Annotated in this window: 16 protein-coding genes; 11 read left to right on the forward strand and 5 right to left on the reverse strand. The window is 68.9% G+C overall.

Translation table 11 applies throughout. The annotated features are described in order from the left end of the window. Nucleotides 1–27: 27 nt before the first annotated feature. Entirely contained in the window at nucleotides 28–237 is a 210-nt protein-coding gene (locus AC0L6Y_RS12510; protein WP_473553093.1) for a hypothetical protein, read from the forward strand. Here AC0L6Y_RS12510 and AC0L6Y_RS12515 read toward each other — a convergent pair whose 3' ends face one another. The 4 genes from AC0L6Y_RS12515 to AC0L6Y_RS12530 are packed head-to-tail and all read right to left on the reverse strand — an operon-like array spanning nucleotide 238 to nucleotide 4,195. After that, on the reverse strand, nucleotides 238–915 hold the full coding sequence (locus AC0L6Y_RS12515) for an HAD hydrolase-like protein (protein ID WP_473553097.1): 678 nt from the start codon (nucleotides 913–915) through the stop codon (nucleotides 238–240). A 9-nt stretch (nucleotides 916–924) separates the two neighbouring features. After that, on the reverse strand, nucleotides 925–2,274 hold the full coding sequence (locus AC0L6Y_RS12520) for an MATE family efflux transporter (RefSeq protein ID WP_473553102.1): 1,350 nt from the start codon (nucleotides 2,272–2,274) through the stop codon (nucleotides 925–927). A gap of 4 nt (nucleotides 2,275–2,278) precedes the next feature. Further along, a complete protein-coding gene (gene nucS, locus AC0L6Y_RS12525; protein WP_473553106.1) occupies nucleotides 2,279–2,974 on the reverse strand; it encodes an endonuclease NucS in 696 nt (231 codons plus the stop codon). Between the two features lie 9 nt (nucleotides 2,975–2,983). Next, the gene (locus AC0L6Y_RS12530; protein WP_473553111.1) at nucleotides 2,984–4,195 is read right to left on the reverse strand and encodes an MFS transporter; all 1,212 of its coding nucleotides are present in this window, start codon (nucleotides 4,193–4,195) and stop codon (nucleotides 2,984–2,986) included. A 63-nt stretch (nucleotides 4,196–4,258) separates the two neighbouring features. On the opposite strand from AC0L6Y_RS12530, the gene AC0L6Y_RS12535 reads away from it, so the two are divergent. The 10 genes from AC0L6Y_RS12535 (at nucleotide 4,259) to AC0L6Y_RS12580 (ending at nucleotide 19,073) form a co-directional block, all read left to right on the forward strand. Then, nucleotides 4,259–6,229, forward strand: coding sequence for a M13 family metallopeptidase (locus AC0L6Y_RS12535; RefSeq protein WP_473553115.1), 1,971 nt, complete (start codon nucleotides 4,259–4,261; stop codon nucleotides 6,227–6,229). Further along, complete coding sequence (locus AC0L6Y_RS12540) at nucleotides 6,223–7,131, forward strand: serine hydrolase (protein ID WP_473553119.1); 909 nt, start codon at nucleotides 6,223–6,225, stop codon at nucleotides 7,129–7,131. The genes AC0L6Y_RS12535 and AC0L6Y_RS12540 overlap by 7 nt, the downstream gene beginning before the upstream one ends. A gap of 328 nt (nucleotides 7,132–7,459) precedes the next feature. Then, on the forward strand, nucleotides 7,460–9,481 hold the full coding sequence (locus AC0L6Y_RS12545) for a hypothetical protein (protein ID WP_473553122.1): 2,022 nt from the start codon (nucleotides 7,460–7,462) through the stop codon (nucleotides 9,479–9,481). 504 nt (nucleotides 9,482–9,985) lie between these two features. Beyond that, complete coding sequence (locus AC0L6Y_RS12550) at nucleotides 9,986–11,989, forward strand: hypothetical protein (protein WP_473553127.1); 2,004 nt, start codon at nucleotides 9,986–9,988, stop codon at nucleotides 11,987–11,989. A 323-nt stretch (nucleotides 11,990–12,312) separates the two neighbouring features. Further along, entirely contained in the window at nucleotides 12,313–14,481 is a 2,169-nt protein-coding gene (locus AC0L6Y_RS12555; protein WP_473553133.1) for a hypothetical protein, read from the forward strand. Nucleotides 14,482–14,841: 360 nt separating this feature from the next. Next, a complete protein-coding gene (locus AC0L6Y_RS12560; protein ID WP_473553137.1) occupies nucleotides 14,842–17,022 on the forward strand; it encodes a hypothetical protein in 2,181 nt (726 codons plus the stop codon). A 276-nt stretch (nucleotides 17,023–17,298) separates the two neighbouring features. Next, nucleotides 17,299–17,607, forward strand: a complete 309-nt coding sequence (locus tag AC0L6Y_RS12565; RefSeq protein ID WP_473553142.1) for a hypothetical protein — start codon at nucleotides 17,299–17,301, stop codon at nucleotides 17,605–17,607. Between the two features lie 23 nt (nucleotides 17,608–17,630). Continuing rightward, the gene (locus AC0L6Y_RS12570) at nucleotides 17,631–18,050 is read left to right on the forward strand and encodes a phage holin family protein (RefSeq protein ID WP_473553145.1); all 420 of its coding nucleotides are present in this window, start codon (nucleotides 17,631–17,633) and stop codon (nucleotides 18,048–18,050) included. A 2-nt stretch (nucleotides 18,051–18,052) separates the two neighbouring features. After that, nucleotides 18,053–18,274 (forward strand): DUF3618 domain-containing protein, encoded by a 222-nt coding sequence (locus AC0L6Y_RS12575; RefSeq protein WP_473553149.1) that lies wholly within the window; start codon nucleotides 18,053–18,055, stop codon nucleotides 18,272–18,274. 40 nt (nucleotides 18,275–18,314) lie between these two features. Further along, entirely contained in the window at nucleotides 18,315–19,073 is a 759-nt protein-coding gene (locus AC0L6Y_RS12580) for a uroporphyrinogen-III synthase (RefSeq protein WP_473553153.1), read from the forward strand. Nucleotides 19,074–19,075: 2 nt separating this feature from the next. On the opposite strand, the gene AC0L6Y_RS12585 is transcribed toward AC0L6Y_RS12580, so the two are convergent. Beyond that, on the reverse strand, nucleotides 19,076–19,495 hold the full coding sequence (locus AC0L6Y_RS12585; protein ID WP_473553157.1) for a DUF1304 domain-containing protein: 420 nt from the start codon (nucleotides 19,493–19,495) through the stop codon (nucleotides 19,076–19,078). Between the last annotated feature and the right edge of the window lie 10 nt (nucleotides 19,496–19,505).

A 19,505-nucleotide genomic window follows, 5' to 3' on the forward strand; every position in this document is an offset into this window, starting at 1 on the left:
TCACTGATTAGTGAGTACACTCAGCATATGAGCCGACGCGAGACCTGGGCCGACCGGCTCACCCGCAGACTGCTGCCGTACCTGGGGCCGCCCCCGCTCGGGCCGTACGACGAGCCGGAGCAGAAGCCCGTCGCGACGCGCAGCTGCCCGATGTGCGGCCACCCCATGGGAGAGCACCGGATCGAGCGTCCGGGCGGAAATGCGTCGTCGCGCCTGCACTGCCCTGTTTCGGGCTGATCAGCTGGCGAGGCCGAGCAGCGCGGCCAGTTCGCGCGGGGTCTCGGCGACCCCGACCGCGCCCACCTGCTCGGCGGGCGAGCCGTAGCCCCAGGTGACGAAGAAGGTCGGGATGCCGCGCTCGTGGGCGCCCTCCACGTCGTGGTGGCGGTCCCCCACCATGATCGGGTTGCCGAGGTCCGCGCCGGCGAGGCGCAGGCGCCGCAGCGCCTCCAGCACGACGTCCTTCTTGGCGCTGCGAGATTCGTCCTCGCTCGCGCCGGTGAACTCGGTGAAGTACTGCGAGAGCTCGAAGTGGTCCAGGACCAGCCGCGCCGGCAGCTCGGGCTTCGAGGTGGCGAGCGAGAGCGGGATGCCGGCGTCGTGGATGGCGGCGAGGATCTCGCGCACGCCGGGGTAGACGACCGCGTCGAAGACCCCGGTCGAGACGTAGTGCTTGCGGTAGATCTCGAGCGCGCGCGCGGATTCGGCCTCGTTCAGCCCCGCGAGGTCGCGGAAGGAGTCGAGGATTGGCGGGCCCACCCAGCGCAGCAGCTCCGCGGGGGTGGGAACCGGCATCCCGAGCGCCTCGTAGGTGTGCGCGAGGCTCGAGGTGATGCCCGGCGCCGAGTCGACGATCGTCCCGTCCAGGTCGAACAGAATCGAGCTGAAGGGCGGGGCGACGGGCGAGGCAGACACCCGACCAGCCTAGGACGCGGCGCGGGCGGCGCCGGTTGTCATCCAGCGCTCGCCCCGTGCGCGGAGTCCCAGGGTCACGGCGCGCGCCGCCAGATACACGAGCGACCAGGCACCCTGCGCGAGCAGCACCGCGGCGAGTCCGCCCTCGGGCGGAAGCAGCGCCAGCAGCAGGGCGGGCAGATAGACGATCACGTTGGCGAGGCCGGTGAGCGCCAGGTAGCGGGCGTCGCCCGCGCCGATCAGGATGCCGTCGAGCACGAACACGTAGCCGGCGAGCGGGGCGGTCACCGCGAGCACGAGCATCAGCCCCGGGAGCATCGCCAGCACGGCCGGGTCGGAGGTGAACACTCGGCCGGCGACGGGGGCGAGCGCCGCGAGGATCAGGCCGCTGCCGAGCCCGGCGAGCACGGTGTGCTGGATCAGTCGGCGCACCACCGTCCGCACCCGGCCGTGGTTGCCCGCGCCGAGCGCGTGCCCGACCATCGCCTGCGCGGCGATCGCCTCGGCGTCGAGCACGAAGGCGACGAGCGAGAGCACCGCCATCGACACCTGCAGCGCGGCGAGCTCCTCCGTGCCGAGCGCCGCGCCGACGACCGTGAAGGCGATCATGCCGAGGCGCAGCGAGGCGGTGCGCAGCAGCAGCCAGCCGCCCGCCGCGGCCGAAGCGCTCACCCCGGCGAGCCCCGGTCGCACGCTCACGCCGTGCGGGCGCGCGGCGCGCACCGCCATGACGACGTACACGGCGGCCATGCCGTACTGGGCGACGACGGTGCCGGCGGCCGATCCGGCGATGCCCCAGCCGAGGCCGTAGATGAAGACGGCGTTGAGAGCCGCGTTGGCGGTGAAGCCGGCGATCGCGACGACGAGCGGGGTGCGGGTGTCCTGCAGGCCGCGCAGCAGCCCGGTCGCGGCGATCACGAGCAGCATCCCGGGCATCCCCCAGACGGCGATCGCCAGGTACTCGACCGCCGCGGCGGTCACGGCCGGGGCCGCACCGAAGGCGGCGGCGAGCGGGCGTGCGGTGAGGGCGCCGACCACGGCGAGAAGCGCACCCAGCGCGAGGGCGAGCCACATGCCGTCGATGCCCGCGCGGATCGCCCCCGCCCGGTCGCCCGCCCCGAGGCGTCGCGCCACCGTCGGCGTGGTCGCGTAGGCGAGGAAGATCAGCAGCCCGATCGCGGTCTGCAGGATCGTGCCGGCGATGCCGAGCCCCGCCAGCGAGACGGCGCCGAGATGCCCGACGAGCGCGGTGTCGGTGAGCAGGAACAGCGGCTCGGCGACGAGCGCGCCGAGCGCCGGAACGGCGAGGCGCAGGATCTCGCGGTCGAGCGCGCGGCGTTCGGTGCGAGCGCTGTTCACGGCGTCAGAACAGCCGGGAGTGGCCGGTCTCGAGTCCGCGCATGGCGTCGTAGTCGAGCACGAGGCAGCGGATGCCCCGGTCCTCCGCGAGGGTGCGGGCCTGCGGCTTGATCTCCTGCGCCGCGAACACGCCCGCCACCGGGGCGAGCAGGGGGTCGCGGTTCATCAGGTCGAGGTAGCGGGTGAGCTGCTCGACCCCGTCGATGTCGCCGCGGCGCTTGATCTCGACGGCGACCGAGGCGCCGTTCGCATCCCGCGCCAGGATGTCGACCGGACCGATCGCGGTCATGTACTCGCGGCGCACCAGCTCGTGCCCCTCCCCCAGCAGGTCGATCTGCTCGGCCAGCAGGCGCTGCAGCTCGGCTTCGACGCCGTCCTTCTGCAGCCCGGGGTCGATGCCGAGCTCGTGGGAGGTGTCGTGCAGGATCTCGTGGATCGAGATCACCAGCAGGTCGGCGGTCTTGGCGTGGGTGACCCGCCAGAGCTCGACGACGCCGGCCGAGGCGCGCTCCTCGTCGACCTCATCGACGGTGAAGGTGCACGGCGGGCTCATCCAGTTCAGCGGCTTGTAGCTCAGTGAATCCGAGTGGACGAGCACGCTGCCATCGGACTTCACGAGCAGCAGGCGCGTCGCCAGGGGGAGATGCGCGCTCAGTCGCCCGGCGTAGTCGACGGAGCAGCGGGCAATGACAAGACGCACGCGTCGATCCTACGAGGCGTCGACCGGCTCGGCGTCCGGCGCCGGCGCCGGTTCGCGCGCGGCGGGCGACATGACGGCGGAGAGCACGATGAGCGCCAGCACGATGAACAGCGCGTTCAGTAGACCGATCTGTTCACCCACGAATCCGATCAGCGGGGGACCGACCAGGAAGGCGAAGTAGCCGACCGTCGCCACCGCGCTCACGCGGGCGGCCGCGGTGCGCGCATCGTCGGCCGCCGCCGACATGCCCACCGGGAAGCCGAGCGAGGCCCCGAGCCCCCAGAGCACGATGCCGACGATGTAGAGCGCCGGGATCGGCACCAGGATGACGATCGCCAGTCCGGCCGCCGCGGTCAGCGCGGAGGCGCGCAGCACCGGCACCCGGCCGAAGCGGTCGAGGATCGGAACCCCGACGATGCGTCCGATCGTCATCGCGGCGGCGAAGACGCCGAACAGCAGCGCGCCCGTCCCGTTCTCCAGGTCGTGCGCATCGATCAGCGCGAGGGCGAGCCAGTCGTTCGCGCTGCCCTCGGTGAAGGCCATGCCGAGCACGATCAGGCCGATCAGCAGGGTGCGCGGATCGGTCCAGATCGCCATCCGCTCGCGGAAGCCGGGGCGGGGCTCCTGCCCCTCCTCCTCGGTGATGTGCGCGGGCAGCCAGCGCGGCACGACGACCGCGGCGGCCGCCAAGAGGACGCCCATCAGCCCGAGGTGCACGAGCACCGGCACCCCGGCGAACGCCGCCGCCGAGCCGATGCCGGCCCCCGCGACCGTTCCCAGGCTCCAACTCGCGTGATACCAGGGCATGATGTTGCGGCCAAGCGCTCGCTCCGCGCCCGCGCCCTCGACGTTCATGGCGACGTCGCACACCGCGCCGGCGAAGCCGGTGATCGCCATGCCGAGCAGCGCGAGCAGGAAGTCCGACAGCAGCGTGGTCGCAGCGCCCGTGAGGATCAGCCCCAGGCCGAACGCGAGCAGCGTCACCCGGATCGTCTGCGCGCCGCCGATCGCGTGCACCAGGTGCCCCGAGATGAGCAGGCCGAGGATCGCCCCGGTCGAGATCGCGAACAGCAGAATGCCGACCTGCGAGACCGGGATGTCCAGCTGGTCGCGCAGCGCCGGGATGCGGGAGATCCAGGCCGCCATGCCCAGACCGTTGACGGTGAAGACGACGAAGACGGCGTTGCGCCAGGCCGTCACCGAGGAAGGAGCAGAGTTCACCTCCTCACGCTATCCGGCGAGGGCGCGGCATTCGTGCACGGAGAAGAATCTAGGCTGACGGGTATGACCGACGCACTGCTCCCTTCCGGCATCGAAATCGACGAGCTCGATCCGGCGGTCCGCCCTCAAGACGACCTGTTCCGGCACGTCAACGGACAGTGGATCGATCGCACCGAGATCCCTGCCGACAAGGCGCGCTACGGCTCCTTCTACGTGCTCGCCGAGGAGGCCGAACAGGCGGTGCGCGAGATCATCGAGGCCGCGCAGTCGGCGGCGCCGGGCACGGAGGAGCGCAAGATCGGCGACCTCTACGCCAGTTTCATGAACGAGCAGCGGATCGAGCAGCTCGGCTGGAGCCCGGTCGCCGAGGAGCTGGCGGCGGCGGCGTCGGCCACCGACCTGATGAGCTTCGCGCAGATCCTCGGGCGCCTGGAGCGCGCCGGAGTCGGGGGCTTCATCCAGGCCTTCGTCGACAACGACCCCGGGAATCCCGAGCGCTACCTGGTGTTCCTCGAGCAGGGCGGCCTCGGCCTTCCCGACGAGTCGTACTACCGCGAGGACAAGTTCGCCGAGATCCGCGCCGCCTACCTCGCGCACCTCGAGCGGATGCTGGCGATGGCCGGCCTCGACGACGCGGCCGTGCGCGCCGCGCGCATCCTGGAACTCGAGACGGCGATCGCCGCCCACCACTGGGACAACGTCCGCTCGCGCGACAGCCAGGCGACCTACAACCTCACCCCGTGGAACGAGGTGACGGCTCTGGCCGGCGCCGCCGCGTCGTTCGTCGACTCCTGGCTCGCGGCGCTCGATGTGCCCGCGGGCTCCTTCGACGAGGTCGTCGTGCGTCAGCCGAGCTTCGTCGCCGGTCTCGCCGAGCTGCTCGTCGAGGATCGCGTGCCCGCCTGGCGGGACTGGCTGAGCTGGCAGGTCATCCGCTCCGCCTCGCCCTACCTGCACAGCGCGGTCGTGGACGCCAACTTCGACTTCTACGGCAAGGCGCTCACCGGCACGCCCGAGCTGCGGGCACGCTGGAAGCGCGGGGTCGCCGTCACCGAGAGCGCGCTCGGCGAGGCGATCGGCCGCATCTACGTCGAGAAGCACTTCAGCCCGACGGCGAAGGCCGCGATGGACGACCTCGTCGCGCACCTGGTGGAGGCCTACCGTCAGAGCATCCGGAACCTCGACTGGATGACCGAGGAGACCCGGCAGCGCGCCCTCGACAAGCTCGAGAAGTTCACCCCCAAGATCGGCTTCCCGGTCCGGTGGCGCGACTACTCGACGCTGGCGATCGATGCCGATGATCTGGTCGCCAACGTCCGCGCCGCCTCGGAGTTCGAGTTCCAGCGGGAGCTCGGCAAGATCGGCAAGCCGCTCGACCGCGACGAGTGGTTCATGACGCCGCAGACGATCAACGCGTACTACAACCCGGGCTTCAACGAGATCGTGTTCCCGGCCGCCATTCTGCAATTCCCGTTCTTCGACGAGAGCCGGGATGCGGCGGCCAACTACGGCGCGATCGGCGCCGTGATCGGGCACGAGATCGGGCACGGCTTCGACGACCAGGGCTCGCGCTTCGACGGCGACGGTCGGCTCACCGACTGGTGGACCGCCGAGGACCGCGCGGCGTTCGAGGAGCGCACGGCCAGCCTCATCGCGCAGTACGACGCCCTCGCTCTGAACGGCATCCCCGACCATCACGTGAACGGGGCGCTCACCATCGGCGAGAACATCGGCGACCTCGGCGGGCTCGGGATCGCGTGGAAGGCGTACCAGCTGTCGCTCGACGGCGCCGAGCCTCCGGTCATCGACGGGCTCACCGGCGCGCAGCGCTTCTTCCTCAGCTGGGCGCAGGCCTGGCGGTCGAAGTACCGCGACGAGGAGGCGATCCGACTGCTCGCCATCGACCCGCATTCGCCGAGCGAGTTCCGCTGCAACCAGATCGTTCGTAATATTGACGAGTTCTCTCGTGCGTTCGATCTCAGCGAGACGGACGCCCTCTGGCTCGACCCGAACGATCGTGTGACCATTTGGTAGAACTCGCGCCGTCGCCTGAGCGACGAGATCGCGTACGCGGGCCGCGTACGCCTCGTCATCGCGCGATCGAGCGCGTCGCCAACTTCTCGGCGAGCTTCACGGCGCTGGGGGAGATCGCCTACGACGGCGCCCAGGTCTCGGCGTCGGTGGTCGACCTCGACTCGAACGAGCCGCTCGCCTCGATCGACGAGCGCATCGCCTTGCCGACGGCGAGCATCGGCAAGATCCTGCTGCTGGTCGAGCTGTCGGCGCGGATCACCGAGCGCGACGCGAGCGGGTTCGCCATCCTCGACAAGTCGCCGAGCGACGCGGTGGGCGACAGCGGCGTCTGGCAGCACCTGCAGGCCCCCTCTCTTCCGGTGGCCGATCTCGCGACGCTGATCGGTGCCGCGAGCGACAACCTCGCCACCAACGTGCTGCTGCGCCAGGTCGGCCTCGACGCCGTCCGCACCCGCACCGAGGGGCTCGGGCTGACCCGCACCGCGCTGCTCGATCTGGTGCGCGACCTCCGCGGCCCCGACGACGCCCCGCAGCTCTCGGTGGGGTCGACCGCGGAGCTCACCGAGCTCTTCGTCGCACTGGCGCACGGGCGCGTCGTCGATCACGCGACGAGCAGCCGCGTCCTGGGCTGGCTCTCGCTGAACGCCGACCTCTCGATGGTGGCGAGCGCCTTCGGTCTCGATCCGTTCTCGCATCGGACCCCCGATCACGGCCTGCAGCTCGTCAACAAGACGGGCACCGACACGGGCGTGCGCGCGGAGGCCGGCGTGCTGCGCGGCCCGCGGCACGCGGTCGCCTACGCCGTCACCGTGCACTTCGCCGACGACGGGGCCGCGTCGCGGCTGCGCGCCCTCGAGGCGATGCGCACGGTCGGGTTCGACCTGCTGGAGTACGTGCACTAGGCGTGTCGGTTTCGCGACCAGTCTGTCTATCTGGTATGTAGCGAATCCTCTTGTTAACGTGACGAGATTACGTCGGATTGGTCACGCTCCGACATCGCGTGCCTGATTGTTCCCCGGCGTGGAAAGGCAAACGCCCGTATGGATCACGCATAGCATCACGCAGTTGATCGACCAGGGCTGGTCTCAGTTCGTCGCCCCGTCGAGTCACGTCTCATTCGACTCCTCTCAGCGAGCCACTCCATTTCTGCGACGGATCTCGTCGCGACATCGGCGTCCCCCCACGCCGCGACTTCGCTGCGGCGCGACGCCTTCACTGAAGGAATCCCCCATGTTCAAGAAGCTCCTCGCCGGGCTGAGCGCCATCGCGCTCTCGCTCGGCATCGTTGCGTTGACGGCCGGCACGGCCAGCGCGCAAGACGACCCGGTCATCCCCTCGTGTGATGACGTCACGGTCGGTCTGTGTATCGACGCTGAGGGCACGGAAGTGCTGCTCGGCGAAGATGAGAGCGACGACGCCGATCAGGCTCTCGTCGCGGTGAACGACGACTCCAACAAGAAGGACGATTCCGGCAAGAAGGACGACTCCAACAAGAAGGATGACTCCGGAAAGAAGGATGACTCCAACAAGAAGGATGACTCCGGAAAGAAGGATGACTCCGACAAGAAGGACGACTCCGGAAAGAAGGACGACTCCGGAAAGAAGGACGACGGCAAGAAGGACGACGGGAAGAAGGACGACGGCAAGAAGGACGACGGGAAGAAGGACGACGGGAAGAAGGACGACCGGTGCGATGACCGCGACGGCCACCACGACGACCCGTCGTTCACCGTTGACGAGTCGACTCTTTCCGCACTGTCGGGCGGTCGCGACAACGACTGCGACAAGAAGGATGACGACGGAAAGAAGGACGACGGGAAGAAGGACGACCGCTGCGAGGATCGCGACGGCCACCACCAGAACTCGAACTCCGATGCCGACGAGTCGGCCTTGTCGAGCCTGTCGCGCGATCGCGATGACAAGTGCGACAAGAAGGACGACGACGGGAAGAACAATGACCGCTGTGAGGATCGCGATCGCGATGACCGGAACCCGAAGTCGGGTGCTGGGGAGTCGGGTCTGCTGACGCAGTCGGGTGGTCGTGACGACAAGTGCGATAAGCCGGATGACCGTTGCGATGACCATGACGGTGACCACCAGAACCCGAAGTCGGGTGCTGGGGAGTCGGGTCTGCTGACGCAGTCGGGTGGTCGTGACGACAAGTGCGACAAGCCGAACGATCACTGCGAGGATCGCGACCGCGATGACCAGCGGCCGAACTCGGACGTCAGCGACTCGGTCCTGAACACCCAGTCGCAGAGCCGAGACGGGCGTGACCACAAGTGCGACAAGAAGGTGACGGCGGAGCCGCCGGTCTTCCGCGACGCGCAGTGCACGCACGACGGGCATGTCGGTGACGGCAGCTACTGGATCCCGCGGGTCCACCACGTGAAGTACCAGGTGCGCTACAACCACGACGGTCCGTACATGGACGTCGAGGCCGGCAAGCACTACGTCGCGCCCGGCACGTACGTGCAGGTCAAGGCGGTGGCACTCCACGGGTACGAGCTGAAGGGCGACTGGAAGTGGAGCGACAAGATCAAGGCACCGGAGCGTCCGTGCCCGATCAAGCCGACCCCGCCGGAGTTCTTCGACGCGTACTGTGACGAGTACGTGCCGAACGGCATCGTCGACCCGTACTTCATCGTCTACGCGACCGACGGCGTGTACCTGACCTGGAAGCTCAACGGAGTGCACCAGGGCGTGGTTCCGCCGGAGGCCTACGGTGTGCAGATTCCGACCGAAGTCGGTGACAAGGTCGTCATCAAGGCGCACGCCATGGACGGCTATACGCTGAAGGAACACCGTGTCGAGTGGAAGCACTACTTCGGACTCGACGAGTTGTGCACCTTCCCGACGGTGTCGGTTGATGTCGATTCGACGCAGCCGACCTGTGACGCGGACGGAACGCTGGCCTTCGAGACCGTCAATGGCGAGCTCTACCCGGACGCGGTCTCCTGGATGGTCAACGGTCTGCCGGCTTCGGAAGGCAGCTACGACTTCTCCGGAACGCAGACAGTGGAACTGACCGCGACGGCGGCCGAGGGCTACGGGTTCGCGGGTGAAGAGGAGTCGACTCTCGAATGGGAGATCGACTTCACGGATCCGAGGCCGTGTGACGATCTGTCCACGCTGGCGCTGACGGGTACTGACTCGTCGGTCGTGAGTGGGCTCGGATTCGCGAGCGGCGTGCTGCTGGCGGGAGGACTCCTCGTCCTCGCCCGGCAGCGCCGAGCGCTGATCCACCACTAGGAAGCCACGCGCCCCGTGGCGCTCCCCCTCGAACGTGATCGGGAGCGCCACGGATGCGCTGGAGCCGCGGACGCGCGGGTGACGCGGTCCCGCCGCCATGAGCTGAGACATGGCACCGCGGGGCCGCGTTGCATGTCCGTCGGCGGAGCGATGCCGGACGCGACACGCCGTGAGGTGAGCGGAACTTGCGACTGTTCTGTCTATCTGGTAGTGCGCTGAGTCCCTTGTTACCGTGGCGAGATTACGTCGGATTGGTCGCGTGCGACCGGTACGTGACCGATGGTTCCCCGGCGTGGGAAGGCGATTGCCAAAGATGGACAAGGCTTAGATACCCCCCTAGACGGGCGAGCGCGGGATTCCCCTCCCTGGCTTCGCCGCGTGTCTGCTCTCCCGGTTCTCTGAGATACCGGCCCCCCTCAGCGACGAGCATCGTCGCCGCCTTGGCGTCCCCCCGAGCCGCGAAGCATCAGCGGCATGGCGCCTCTCAGCAAAGGAAAATCCCCCATGTTCAAGGAACTCCTTGCCGGGCTGAGCGTGATTGCGCTGTCGCTCGGCATCGTTGCGTTGACGGCCGGTCCGGCCAGCGCCCACACTGCTCAGATCAGCCACACGTGTGAGGCGGTCACAGTTGAGCTGACCAACTATCAGCGCGGCGGCGACAACTCCGTCGTGATCTACGTCGACGACGTCAAGGTCGTCGAGGACTCGGATTTCGGTCGCAGCTTCACGCGCGTCGTGAGCTTCCCCGATGACGGCCTCTCCCACAGCTATCGGGTGGTCGTGGTCGCCCACGACGGCGACCAGTGGAACCGCGACACCGGAACGGTGGTCGTCGAGCCGTGTCCGCCGGATGACACCGACCGCAAGGTCAAGATCTGTCACAAGACGGGCGGACCGAACTACACCGAGAACGAGATCTCCATCAGCGCGGTTCTGGAGCCCAGCGGCCACGGCGCACACGCGCAGGACATCATTCCCCCGTTCAACTACGTCAAGCAGGGCGTGAGCGGCAGCTACCCGGGCCAGAACTGGACGCCGTACAACCAGCTGCTTCACGCCGCGGGCTGCGACAAGCCGACGGTCGTGCCCGCCGCTCCGGCCTTCGCGAACGCTCAGTGCACGGATCCCGGCCAGTGGGGCAACGGCAGCTACACGATTCCGACGACCGCGGGCGTGAAGTACCAGGTGCGTCTCAACAGCACCGGCGGCTACGGCGATGTCGGTGCGGGAACCTATCCCGTTGCCGTCGGCACTTACATCCAGATCAAGGCCGTCGAGCTACCGGGCTATGAGCTCCAGGGCAACGATGACAGCTGGAAGTGGAGCCACACCGTCACCGCGCCGGACGGCAACTGCATCGTGAACGATGCGACCGCCAGCGTCACGGTGTCGCAGGCCACGTGCGACGCACCGGGCGCCCCGGAGTTCCACATCGCGTATGCGACCTGGAACAGCGCTCCTCCCACCTCGCCCGGCACGCACACCGTGACGGCGACGGCTGACCCCGGACACGCGTTTGCGGGCGGAATGCTGACCAAGGAGGTCGAGTACACCGTCCCGGACGTGCTGGACTCGACCGTTCCGGGCTGTGAGCTGCGCGACGCGCAGGCCGCAGCCAACCCCACGCCGGCGACGTGCGACGAGCCGGGATCGGTGCGGTTCCGAATCCACAACGCCACGTGGGACGCTCCGGCCGACATGACGCCGGGCACGCACACGCGGACGGCGACGGCGAACCCGGGCCACGCGTTCGCTGACGGATCGCTCCAGAAGGAGTTCGAGTACACGATTCCCGACGTCCTCGACGCGAGTCAGTGCATCGTGCCGGAACCGCCGAAGTTCTACGACGCATACTGCGATGACCAGGTGCGCGGCGGTGTGGTCAATGGCTACTTCGTCGTCTACGCCACGGACGGCGTGTACTTCACCTGGAAGCTCAACGGAGCCGACCAGGGCGTGGTGCCGGCCGAGGCCTACGGAATCCCGATTGCGGCCAACATCGGCGACACCGTGGTGATCAAGGCGCATGCGATGGACGGCTACGAGCTGAAGCATCCGCGGCTCGCCCGCTGGTCGCACGAATTCACGCTCGACGACCTGTGCACGCTGCCGACCGTGACGGTGGATGTCGATTCGGCGCAGCCGACCTGCGATGCGGATGGATCGCTGACCTTTGAGACGCTCGACGGGGACCTCTTCCCGGACGCCGTCTCCTGGACGGTCGGAGGCCTGCCGGCAACCGAAGGCAGCTACGACATCTCCGGAACTCAGACGGTCGGGCTGACGGCCACGGCGGCCGAGGGCTATGGCTTCGCGGGTGAAGAGGGGTCGACTCTCGAATGGGAGCTCGAGTTCACGGATCCCCGGCCGTGCGACGACCTGCCGACTCTGGCGCTGACGGGCACTGACTCGTCGGTCCTGAGTGGGCTCGGGTTCGGCGGAGTGCTGCTCCTCGCCGGAGGGCTGCTCGTGCTGGCTCGCCAGCGCCGGGCGCTGATCCGCCCGTAGAGAGGCCACGCAGCCTGCGGCGCCCCCGCTCGATCTCGGGTGGGGGCGCCGCGGGCGCGCGGGCGGTCCGGTCCCGCCGCCGTGAGCTGAGACGCGGCGACGCGGGGCCGCGCTGCGCCCGGACCTGTGGACAACGCCTTGTCCTCCTAATTGCGGACATGCTACGTTGGCGAGGCTTCGTCGATATCCCGGTCAGGCACCCGCTCCCCCGCGCGGTGACTGATTTCGCCGAAGCGGCAAGGCCCCCCTTGTCCACGTCCCCCACGTGATGCACTGTGTTGCGCGCGGGACGCGGATCCTCTCAGCAAGGAATCCTCCCCCACATGTATAAAAAGCTGTTTGCAACCTCATTGGCGCTGGCCCTCGGCGCCGGCATCGTCGGCGTCGTCGCGGCACCCGCGACCGCGACCGATTCCAACCACGCCGCCTATTGGCAGACGCTCGAAGGCGAAAGCTGCGAGAAGCCGAGCTTCTCGACCGAGAACTCGGCGGCGAACCCCTACACGCTCCCCGAAGCCGACGACGGCTGGGAGTGGTCCAAGGTCGTGATCAAGGCCGGCAGCAGCAGCAACGGCGACCTGGTCAACGGCAGCTACGTGTACGACTCGGGCCTGACGGCCGGTGCCACGTTCGTGCACCCCGTCAAGGACTCGATCAGCCACGTGATCGTCTGCCAGGTGCCCGTCGATGAGCCGGAGGAGCCGCCGGTCGACCCGGACGGCTGCGTCCTGGTCGCGTGGAAGATGCCCGGATGGGTCAACTCCACGACGCCGACCTGGCCCCAGGCGTACTTCACGCACGTCGGAACCGACACCTGCGAGCCGAGCGAGCTGTCCAAGCTCGACGACCAGCTGCTCGAGACGTGCGACGCCTACTACCAGGTCGACCTCTACGACGTGAGCGCCACCACCACCTCGCTGCTCAACGGCAAGGTGCTGACGGGCCCGGGTCAGCCTGCGGAGGACTTCCCGTCGCCGTCCGGCTGGAACCTCACCTACAAGCTCGTCAAGTCGCCCGACTGCCTGGATGAGGACGCCGCGGCCAGCGTCGTCGTCACCCCCGCCTCGTGCGGCGTCGCCGGCACCGCTGAGTTCACGATCGTGAACGCGACCTGGAACTCGGCCGCGGTCACCACCGCCGGCACCCACGAGCGCACGGCGACCGCGAACGACGGCCACACCTTCCCGGGTGGCGAGACCACGAAGACCGTCAGCTACACGATCGAGGCGGCGCTGACGACGAGTCAGCCTCCGTGCGCCCCGCCGGCCCCGACGTTCACCGACTCGGTCTGCATCGAGGGCACCGGCGACGACACGACCGGCACCTTCACCCTCGCCGCGCTGGACGGCATCACCTACAAGGCGAAGATCGGGTCCGCGAGCTACGTGACCGTCGCCGCCGGCGTCGCGCACGAGGTGCCCTCGCCGGACGGCACGACCGAGGTGACCATCAAGGCCTACCGCGGGTCGACGCTGGTCGGCGAGTGGTCGCACAGCTTCTCCGAGCCGAACGAGGAGTGCTACACCGAGGTGACCCCGATCGAGCCGGCCATCAGCCAGGCCGTGTGCACGGGAACCCCCGGCGAGGTCAGCACCGCGGGGTACACGCTGACGGCCGTCACCGGCGTCAGCTACTTCGTCAAGGTCAACGACGGCAGCTGGACCGCCGCGACGACCGGAAGCCTGCAGGTGCTGAGCCCGGGCGACGAGTTCGAGATCAAGGCCGTCGGCGACTGGGCGGCAGGCTACTACATCACCACTCCGGGTGAGACGGCGACCTTCTACGGTCCGTACACGATCGCCGACCCGGATTGCGGCCTCGAGATCGTCGTGGGCGACCCCGTGTTCTGGAGCGACCTCTGCGACGAGATCAACGGAGGCGTCTCGGAGCAGAGCTTCGAGGTCGTCGCCGTGGACTACGTCACCTACACGGTGTCCGTCAACGGCGCCGACCCGACGCCGATCGCGGCGGGCATCCACTCCGCAGCGCCCGGCGACTACGTCGTCGTGACGGCGCACGCCGAGGACGGCTACGTGCTGTCGGGCACCACGAGCTGGGACCACGCGTTCCAGACCGACGGGTTCTGCCCGCCGACGCTGGGGCTGGTGACGCCGACGGTCGCGACACAGCAGATGACGTGTGACGCGGATGGCTCCTACACGCTCGGCAACGAGGAGGGCACCCCGGACGCGATCCTGTGGAGCGTCAACGGCGGCGCCACGTTCACCGGCGGCGGCACGTTCACCGTCTCCACGCCGGGTGCCGTGACGATCACCGCCATGCCGGCGGACGGCGCGGGCTTCGCCGGGGAGGACGAGCTTCCCTACACGTGGAACCTCGCCTTCGAGCGACCCAGCGTCTGCGGGGACCTGCCGACGCTCGCGCTCACCGGCGGAACCATCGCGACCGGATCCCTCGGACTCGCCGCGACGATGTTCTTCGCCGGCGGGCTGCTCATGTTCGCTCGTCGCCGCACGGTGACGCAGCCCTGAATCCGGCGGCGTGCGGCGCCCGTGCTGAGAACGGGCGCCGCACGCCGCGGGCACCAATCCCGCAGAACGCCTTGTCCACCAAAGTGAGGACCTGCTAGCTTGGTGAAACTTCGTCGCGAAGAGCGCGTTCACCCCCGGACGCGTTGCCTCTCAGCCTTCGCGGCGTGGAAAGGTGCCGACCCGATCTCTCACGTCTTGTCCCCCATTCGCTGAGGCCGCGTCCCGAATCCCTGCGGCCCCACGCCTTCCCTCTTCTCCGGCTCCCCCGCCGGAATCCGGCGCATCAACGTGCGCGCTCCGTCCCCCGGAGCCGCCGCGCGCGGTGGTGCCGCTCCCCCTCTCTCAGCAAGGACATCCCCCATGTTCAAAAAGATCCTCGCGGGCTTCGGCGCGCTGGCAATCGCGGCGGGCATCATCGCCGTCGTCGCCGGCCCCAGCGCCGCGCACCACAACACCATCAGCGCGAGCGTCGTCTGCAGCACAGACAACGAGGCCACCTTCAAGATCACCTGGACCATCGAGAACTCGGAGAGCAGTCGATCCGAGACGATCATCGAGTCCAGCGACACGAGCCTCGTCCCCGTCGGCACGACGATCGCCGCCGGCGGCACGCTCGTCGTCACCGAGTACATGACCGACGCGGTCGAGAAGAAGCTCGAGCTCACGGCGCGCTGGAGCAACGGCTACGAGAAGAAGAACTACCTGACGATCAAGCCGAAGTACGACTTCCCCGAGGCGTGCGCGCCGACGGAGATCATTCCGACGACTCCGACCGTCGAGTTGTCGCGGTGCGTCGACTTCACCCCGACCGACGGGACCTACACGATCCCGACCACCGCGGGCGTCGTCTACCAGGTCTCGCGTGACGGCGGCGCCTTCGCCGACGCTCCGGCGGGCGAGGTGACCCCGACGACCGGCTCCACGGTGTCGATCCGAGCGGTCCTGGATCCGAGCTACGACGAGACGCGCTACGTGCTCGGCGGCACCACGACCTGGGGACCGTACGTCTTCAGCGCCGCGGGCTGCGACGACCCCGAGCCCGTCACCCCCGTCTTCGTCAACGAGGAGTGCACGGGCGTCACCGACGGTGACCGCACGCAGGCCTCGTACGAGATCACGGCGGCCTCCGGCGTGACCTACCAGGTGCTCGAGGGCGGCACGTGGAACAGCATCGGAGCAGGCGTCCACGACGTCACCCCGACGTCGTCCGACATCACGGTGCAGCTGCGGGCAGTCACGACCTCGACCGGCGCGGTGCTGGACAGCTGGGAGCACACGTTCTCCAGTGCCGGCGACTGCATCATCGTCGTCACCCCGGTCGCCCCGTCGTTCACCGACGAGGAGTGCACCGGCGTGACGCCGGGCGAGCGCAGCCAGGCGCGCTACACGATCACGGCGGCCTCCGGCGTGACCTACCAGGTGCTCGAGGGCAGCACCTGGAGCGACGTCGCCGCGGGCGTCCACAACGTGAACCCCACCTCGACCGACATCACCGTCACGCTGCGGGCGCTCAAGACCGTGACCGGCGCCGTTCTCGAGCAGTGGGAGCACACCTTCTCCTCCGCCGGGGATTGCACCATCGAGGTCACCCCGGTGGACCCGACCATCACGCAGGTGCTGTGTGACGAGTCGACGCCGGGCGCCCAGACCGAGGGCGGCTACACGATCCCGGCGACGGCGAACGTGACCTACCTCGTGCAGATCGGCGATGGCGTCGCCACCGGCGTCGCCGCCGGCTTCCACGCGGTCGCACCGGGGACCACCTTCACGGTCATCGCGGTCGCCGACGGGGCGGGCTACGTGCTCCCCGGCGACGTGGACCGCATCGTGCTCGGCGAGTACACGATGGCCGACCCGGACTGCCTCACCGACATCTCGGTGCCGGGCGACCCGGTGGCCTGGAACGACCTCTGCGACGAGATCAACGGCGGCGTCCTCGATCAGGGCTACACCGTCGTCGCGGCCGAGCACGTGACGTACACGGTCTCGATCAACGGCGCCACCGCGACGCCGATCGAACCGGGAACCTACTCGGCGGCGCCGGGAAGCCACGTCCAGATCACCGCCCACGCCGACGAGGGCTACCGCCTCACCGGCACCTCGACGTGGGAGCACGCGTTCCAGACCGACGGGTTCTGCCCGCCCACGCTGGGCGTCGTGACGCCGACGGTGTCGTTCGCGCAGCTCGACTGCTCGGGCGGCGGCTCGTACACCCTCGGCAACGAGGAGGGCGAACCGGACGCGATCCTGTGGACGGTGAACGGCGGAACGCCGTTCACGAGCGGCGGAACCTTCACGGTCTCGTCCGCGGGCACCGTCACGATCACCGCGTCCCCGGCGGTCGGCGCCGGATTCGCGGGCGACCGCGAGCTGCCCTACACGTGGACCTACACCTTTGCGACACCGTCCACGTGCGGTGACCTTCCCACTCTGGCGCTGACCGGCGCGGTGGCCGCAGGATCCTTGGGTCTTGCCGCGACGCTCCTGCTTGCCGGTGCGGTGCTCCTGGCGGCACGTCGCCGGGCACAGGCCCAGAGCTAGGGACATGACTCGGCCCCTGCCTCTCGAGAGCTGAGACTCGAGGGGCAGGGTGTCCGATTGCCGTGACGCGGGCTCGCGGCACACGCTGCGGGCCCGCGTGCGCGAGCGGGCGGCTCTGTCAGCGCCCGCATAGCATGCTGATTGCTCGCATCCTGAATCTTCCGTGACTCTTCGGGGTATTCCGTTGACGGAATGCAATTCGTGGAGGACGCTGGAACCAGACCTGAACGCTTGAGTCCGCCGTGACTCGAGACACACCCGTGGGAGGGAACCATCGTGAGAGGCAAGATTCTGTTCGTCGCCGGACTCGGCGTCGGCTATGTGCTGGGAACTCGGGCGGGACGTGAGCGCTACGAGCAGATCAAGTCGACCGCCGCGAAGTTCTGGAACGACCCGCGCGTGCAGCGCCAGGTCGACACCGTCGAGACCTTCGTGAAGGACAAGGCGCCGGACGTCGCCGAGTTCGTCTCCGAGAACGCCAAGAAGGTCGTCTCGCAGGTCTCCTCCAAGAAGTCCGCGACGCCGGCCGCCAAGAAGTCGGCGACGTCGAGCTCCTCCTCGAAGTCGACCGCCAAGTCGAGCTAGGCGCCGCGGCGCCGGGTGAACCCATGACTGATACCCGTACTCGTTCCCCGCGGCGGGGACTCCTGACCCTGATCGCCGAGCTGCCAGATCAGGTGACCGCGCTCGTGCAGCGCGAGATCGAGCTCGTCAAGACCGAGCTGATCGCCAAGTTCAAGTCGATCGGGATCGGCGCTGGCCTGCTGGCCGGCGCGGCGCTCGTGCTGCTGGCGATGCTCGGGGTGCTGCTGACCGCGGCCATCCTGGCGCTGTCGCTCGTGATGCCCGGGTGGCTGGCGGCACTCCTCGTGGCGCTGGTGCTGCTCATCATCGCCGCGATCGTCGGATTCATCGGCTATCGCGTGCTGATGCGGGGCATCCCGCCCGTCCCCACGGAGTCGGTCGAGAGCTGGAAGCGCGACCTCAGAGCAATTCAAGGAATCGGAAAGCGAGGCACCACCCCATGAGCATGTCTGACGCAAAAGCAGCCGCTGCCAAGGCCCGCCACGAGCTCGCGGAGACGCTGGACGCGATCGAAGATCGAGTCAACGTCCCCAAGCGGGTCGGCGAGCTGAGCGACAAGGCGGTGGCCGCCTACAAGGAGAACCCCGTTCCGTGGATCATCGGAGCCGCGGCGGTGGCCGTGATCGCCGTCGGTCTCGTCGCCTGGGCGATCTTCAGCGACGACTGATCGATTCGCGTCGGCGCGGCGCACGCGGGAGGATGGTCGAGTGAGATCCTCCGGCGAACTGGCGAAGTGGCGCATCCTCGTGCCGCGCGGCGGACGGTGGGGCGACGGCGTCGCCGCCACCGTGCGCGCGCACGGCGCAATCGCCGTGATCGCCCCGCTGGTCAACTTCGCCAGCGTCGAGACCCCGGACGTCCTGGCCGCCGAGCTGCGTCGGCTCGAGGCGGGGGAGTTCGACTGGCTTGTCGTGTCGAGCGCCACCACGGTTGACGTGTTCATCAGTCACGGCATCCGCCTGCCCGAGACCACGCGCGTCGCGGCGGTCGGCGAGACGACGGCGCAGGCCCTCACCTTCGCCGGCTATCACGTCGACTTCGTTCCGCAGAGCGACAACTCGGCACGCGGACTCGTGGCCGAGTGGCCGGTGGGCGATGTGCGCGGCCGCGCGCTCGTGCCGCAATCCGACGCGAGCGATCCCACCCTGGTGGCGGGACTCGCGCGCCTCAACTTCGAGGCGACCTTCGTCTCGGCCTACCGCACGGTCGGCGTTCCGGTGGCCTCGTCGGTCGCGGCCGACGTCGCGAGCGGGCGCATTCGCGCCGTGCTGGTCACCTCGGGAAGCGTCGCGCGTCAGATCGCCGAGCAGCTGGCGCCCTTGCCCGAGTCGGTGATCGTCGCGTGCATCGGACCGCGCACCGCGTTCGACACCCGCGCCGTCGGCCTGCCGGTGCACGTGATCGCCGAGGAGAAGACCGTCGAGTCGATGCTCGAGGCGCTCGAGGAGTACGTCCGCGACAGCTGAGCTCAGCCGAGCGTCGCGAGCGCGAACGCGAGCAGCGCCAGCAGCGGTGCCGCCCCCTGAATCAGCGCGGCGCGCCAGAGTCGCGGCTGCGAGACGACGAGCACGAGCGCGGCGAGCAGCATCGAGAGCGTCGCGAAGACGGTGATCGCCAGTCCCGCCACGGCGAGGGCTGACGCGGCGAGCAGCAGCAGTCCCGCGAGCACACCGACCGCGAGGAACAGGTTGTAGAACCCCTGATTCAAGGCCATCGGGCGAATCGCCGCCGCGTCGGCGTCGCTGCGGACGCCGAAGACCCGGCGCACACTCGGGCGCATCCAGAGCACGCTCTCGAGCACGAAGATCGCGACGTGGATCGCCGCGGCGACCGCCGCGAAGACCCCGCCCGCGAGCAGGGCGCCCGTGAAGGCGAACGGATCCGTCATGGCGTCAGTG

It is taken from the genome of Pseudolysinimonas sp. 10J20-29, assembly GCF_055809595.1.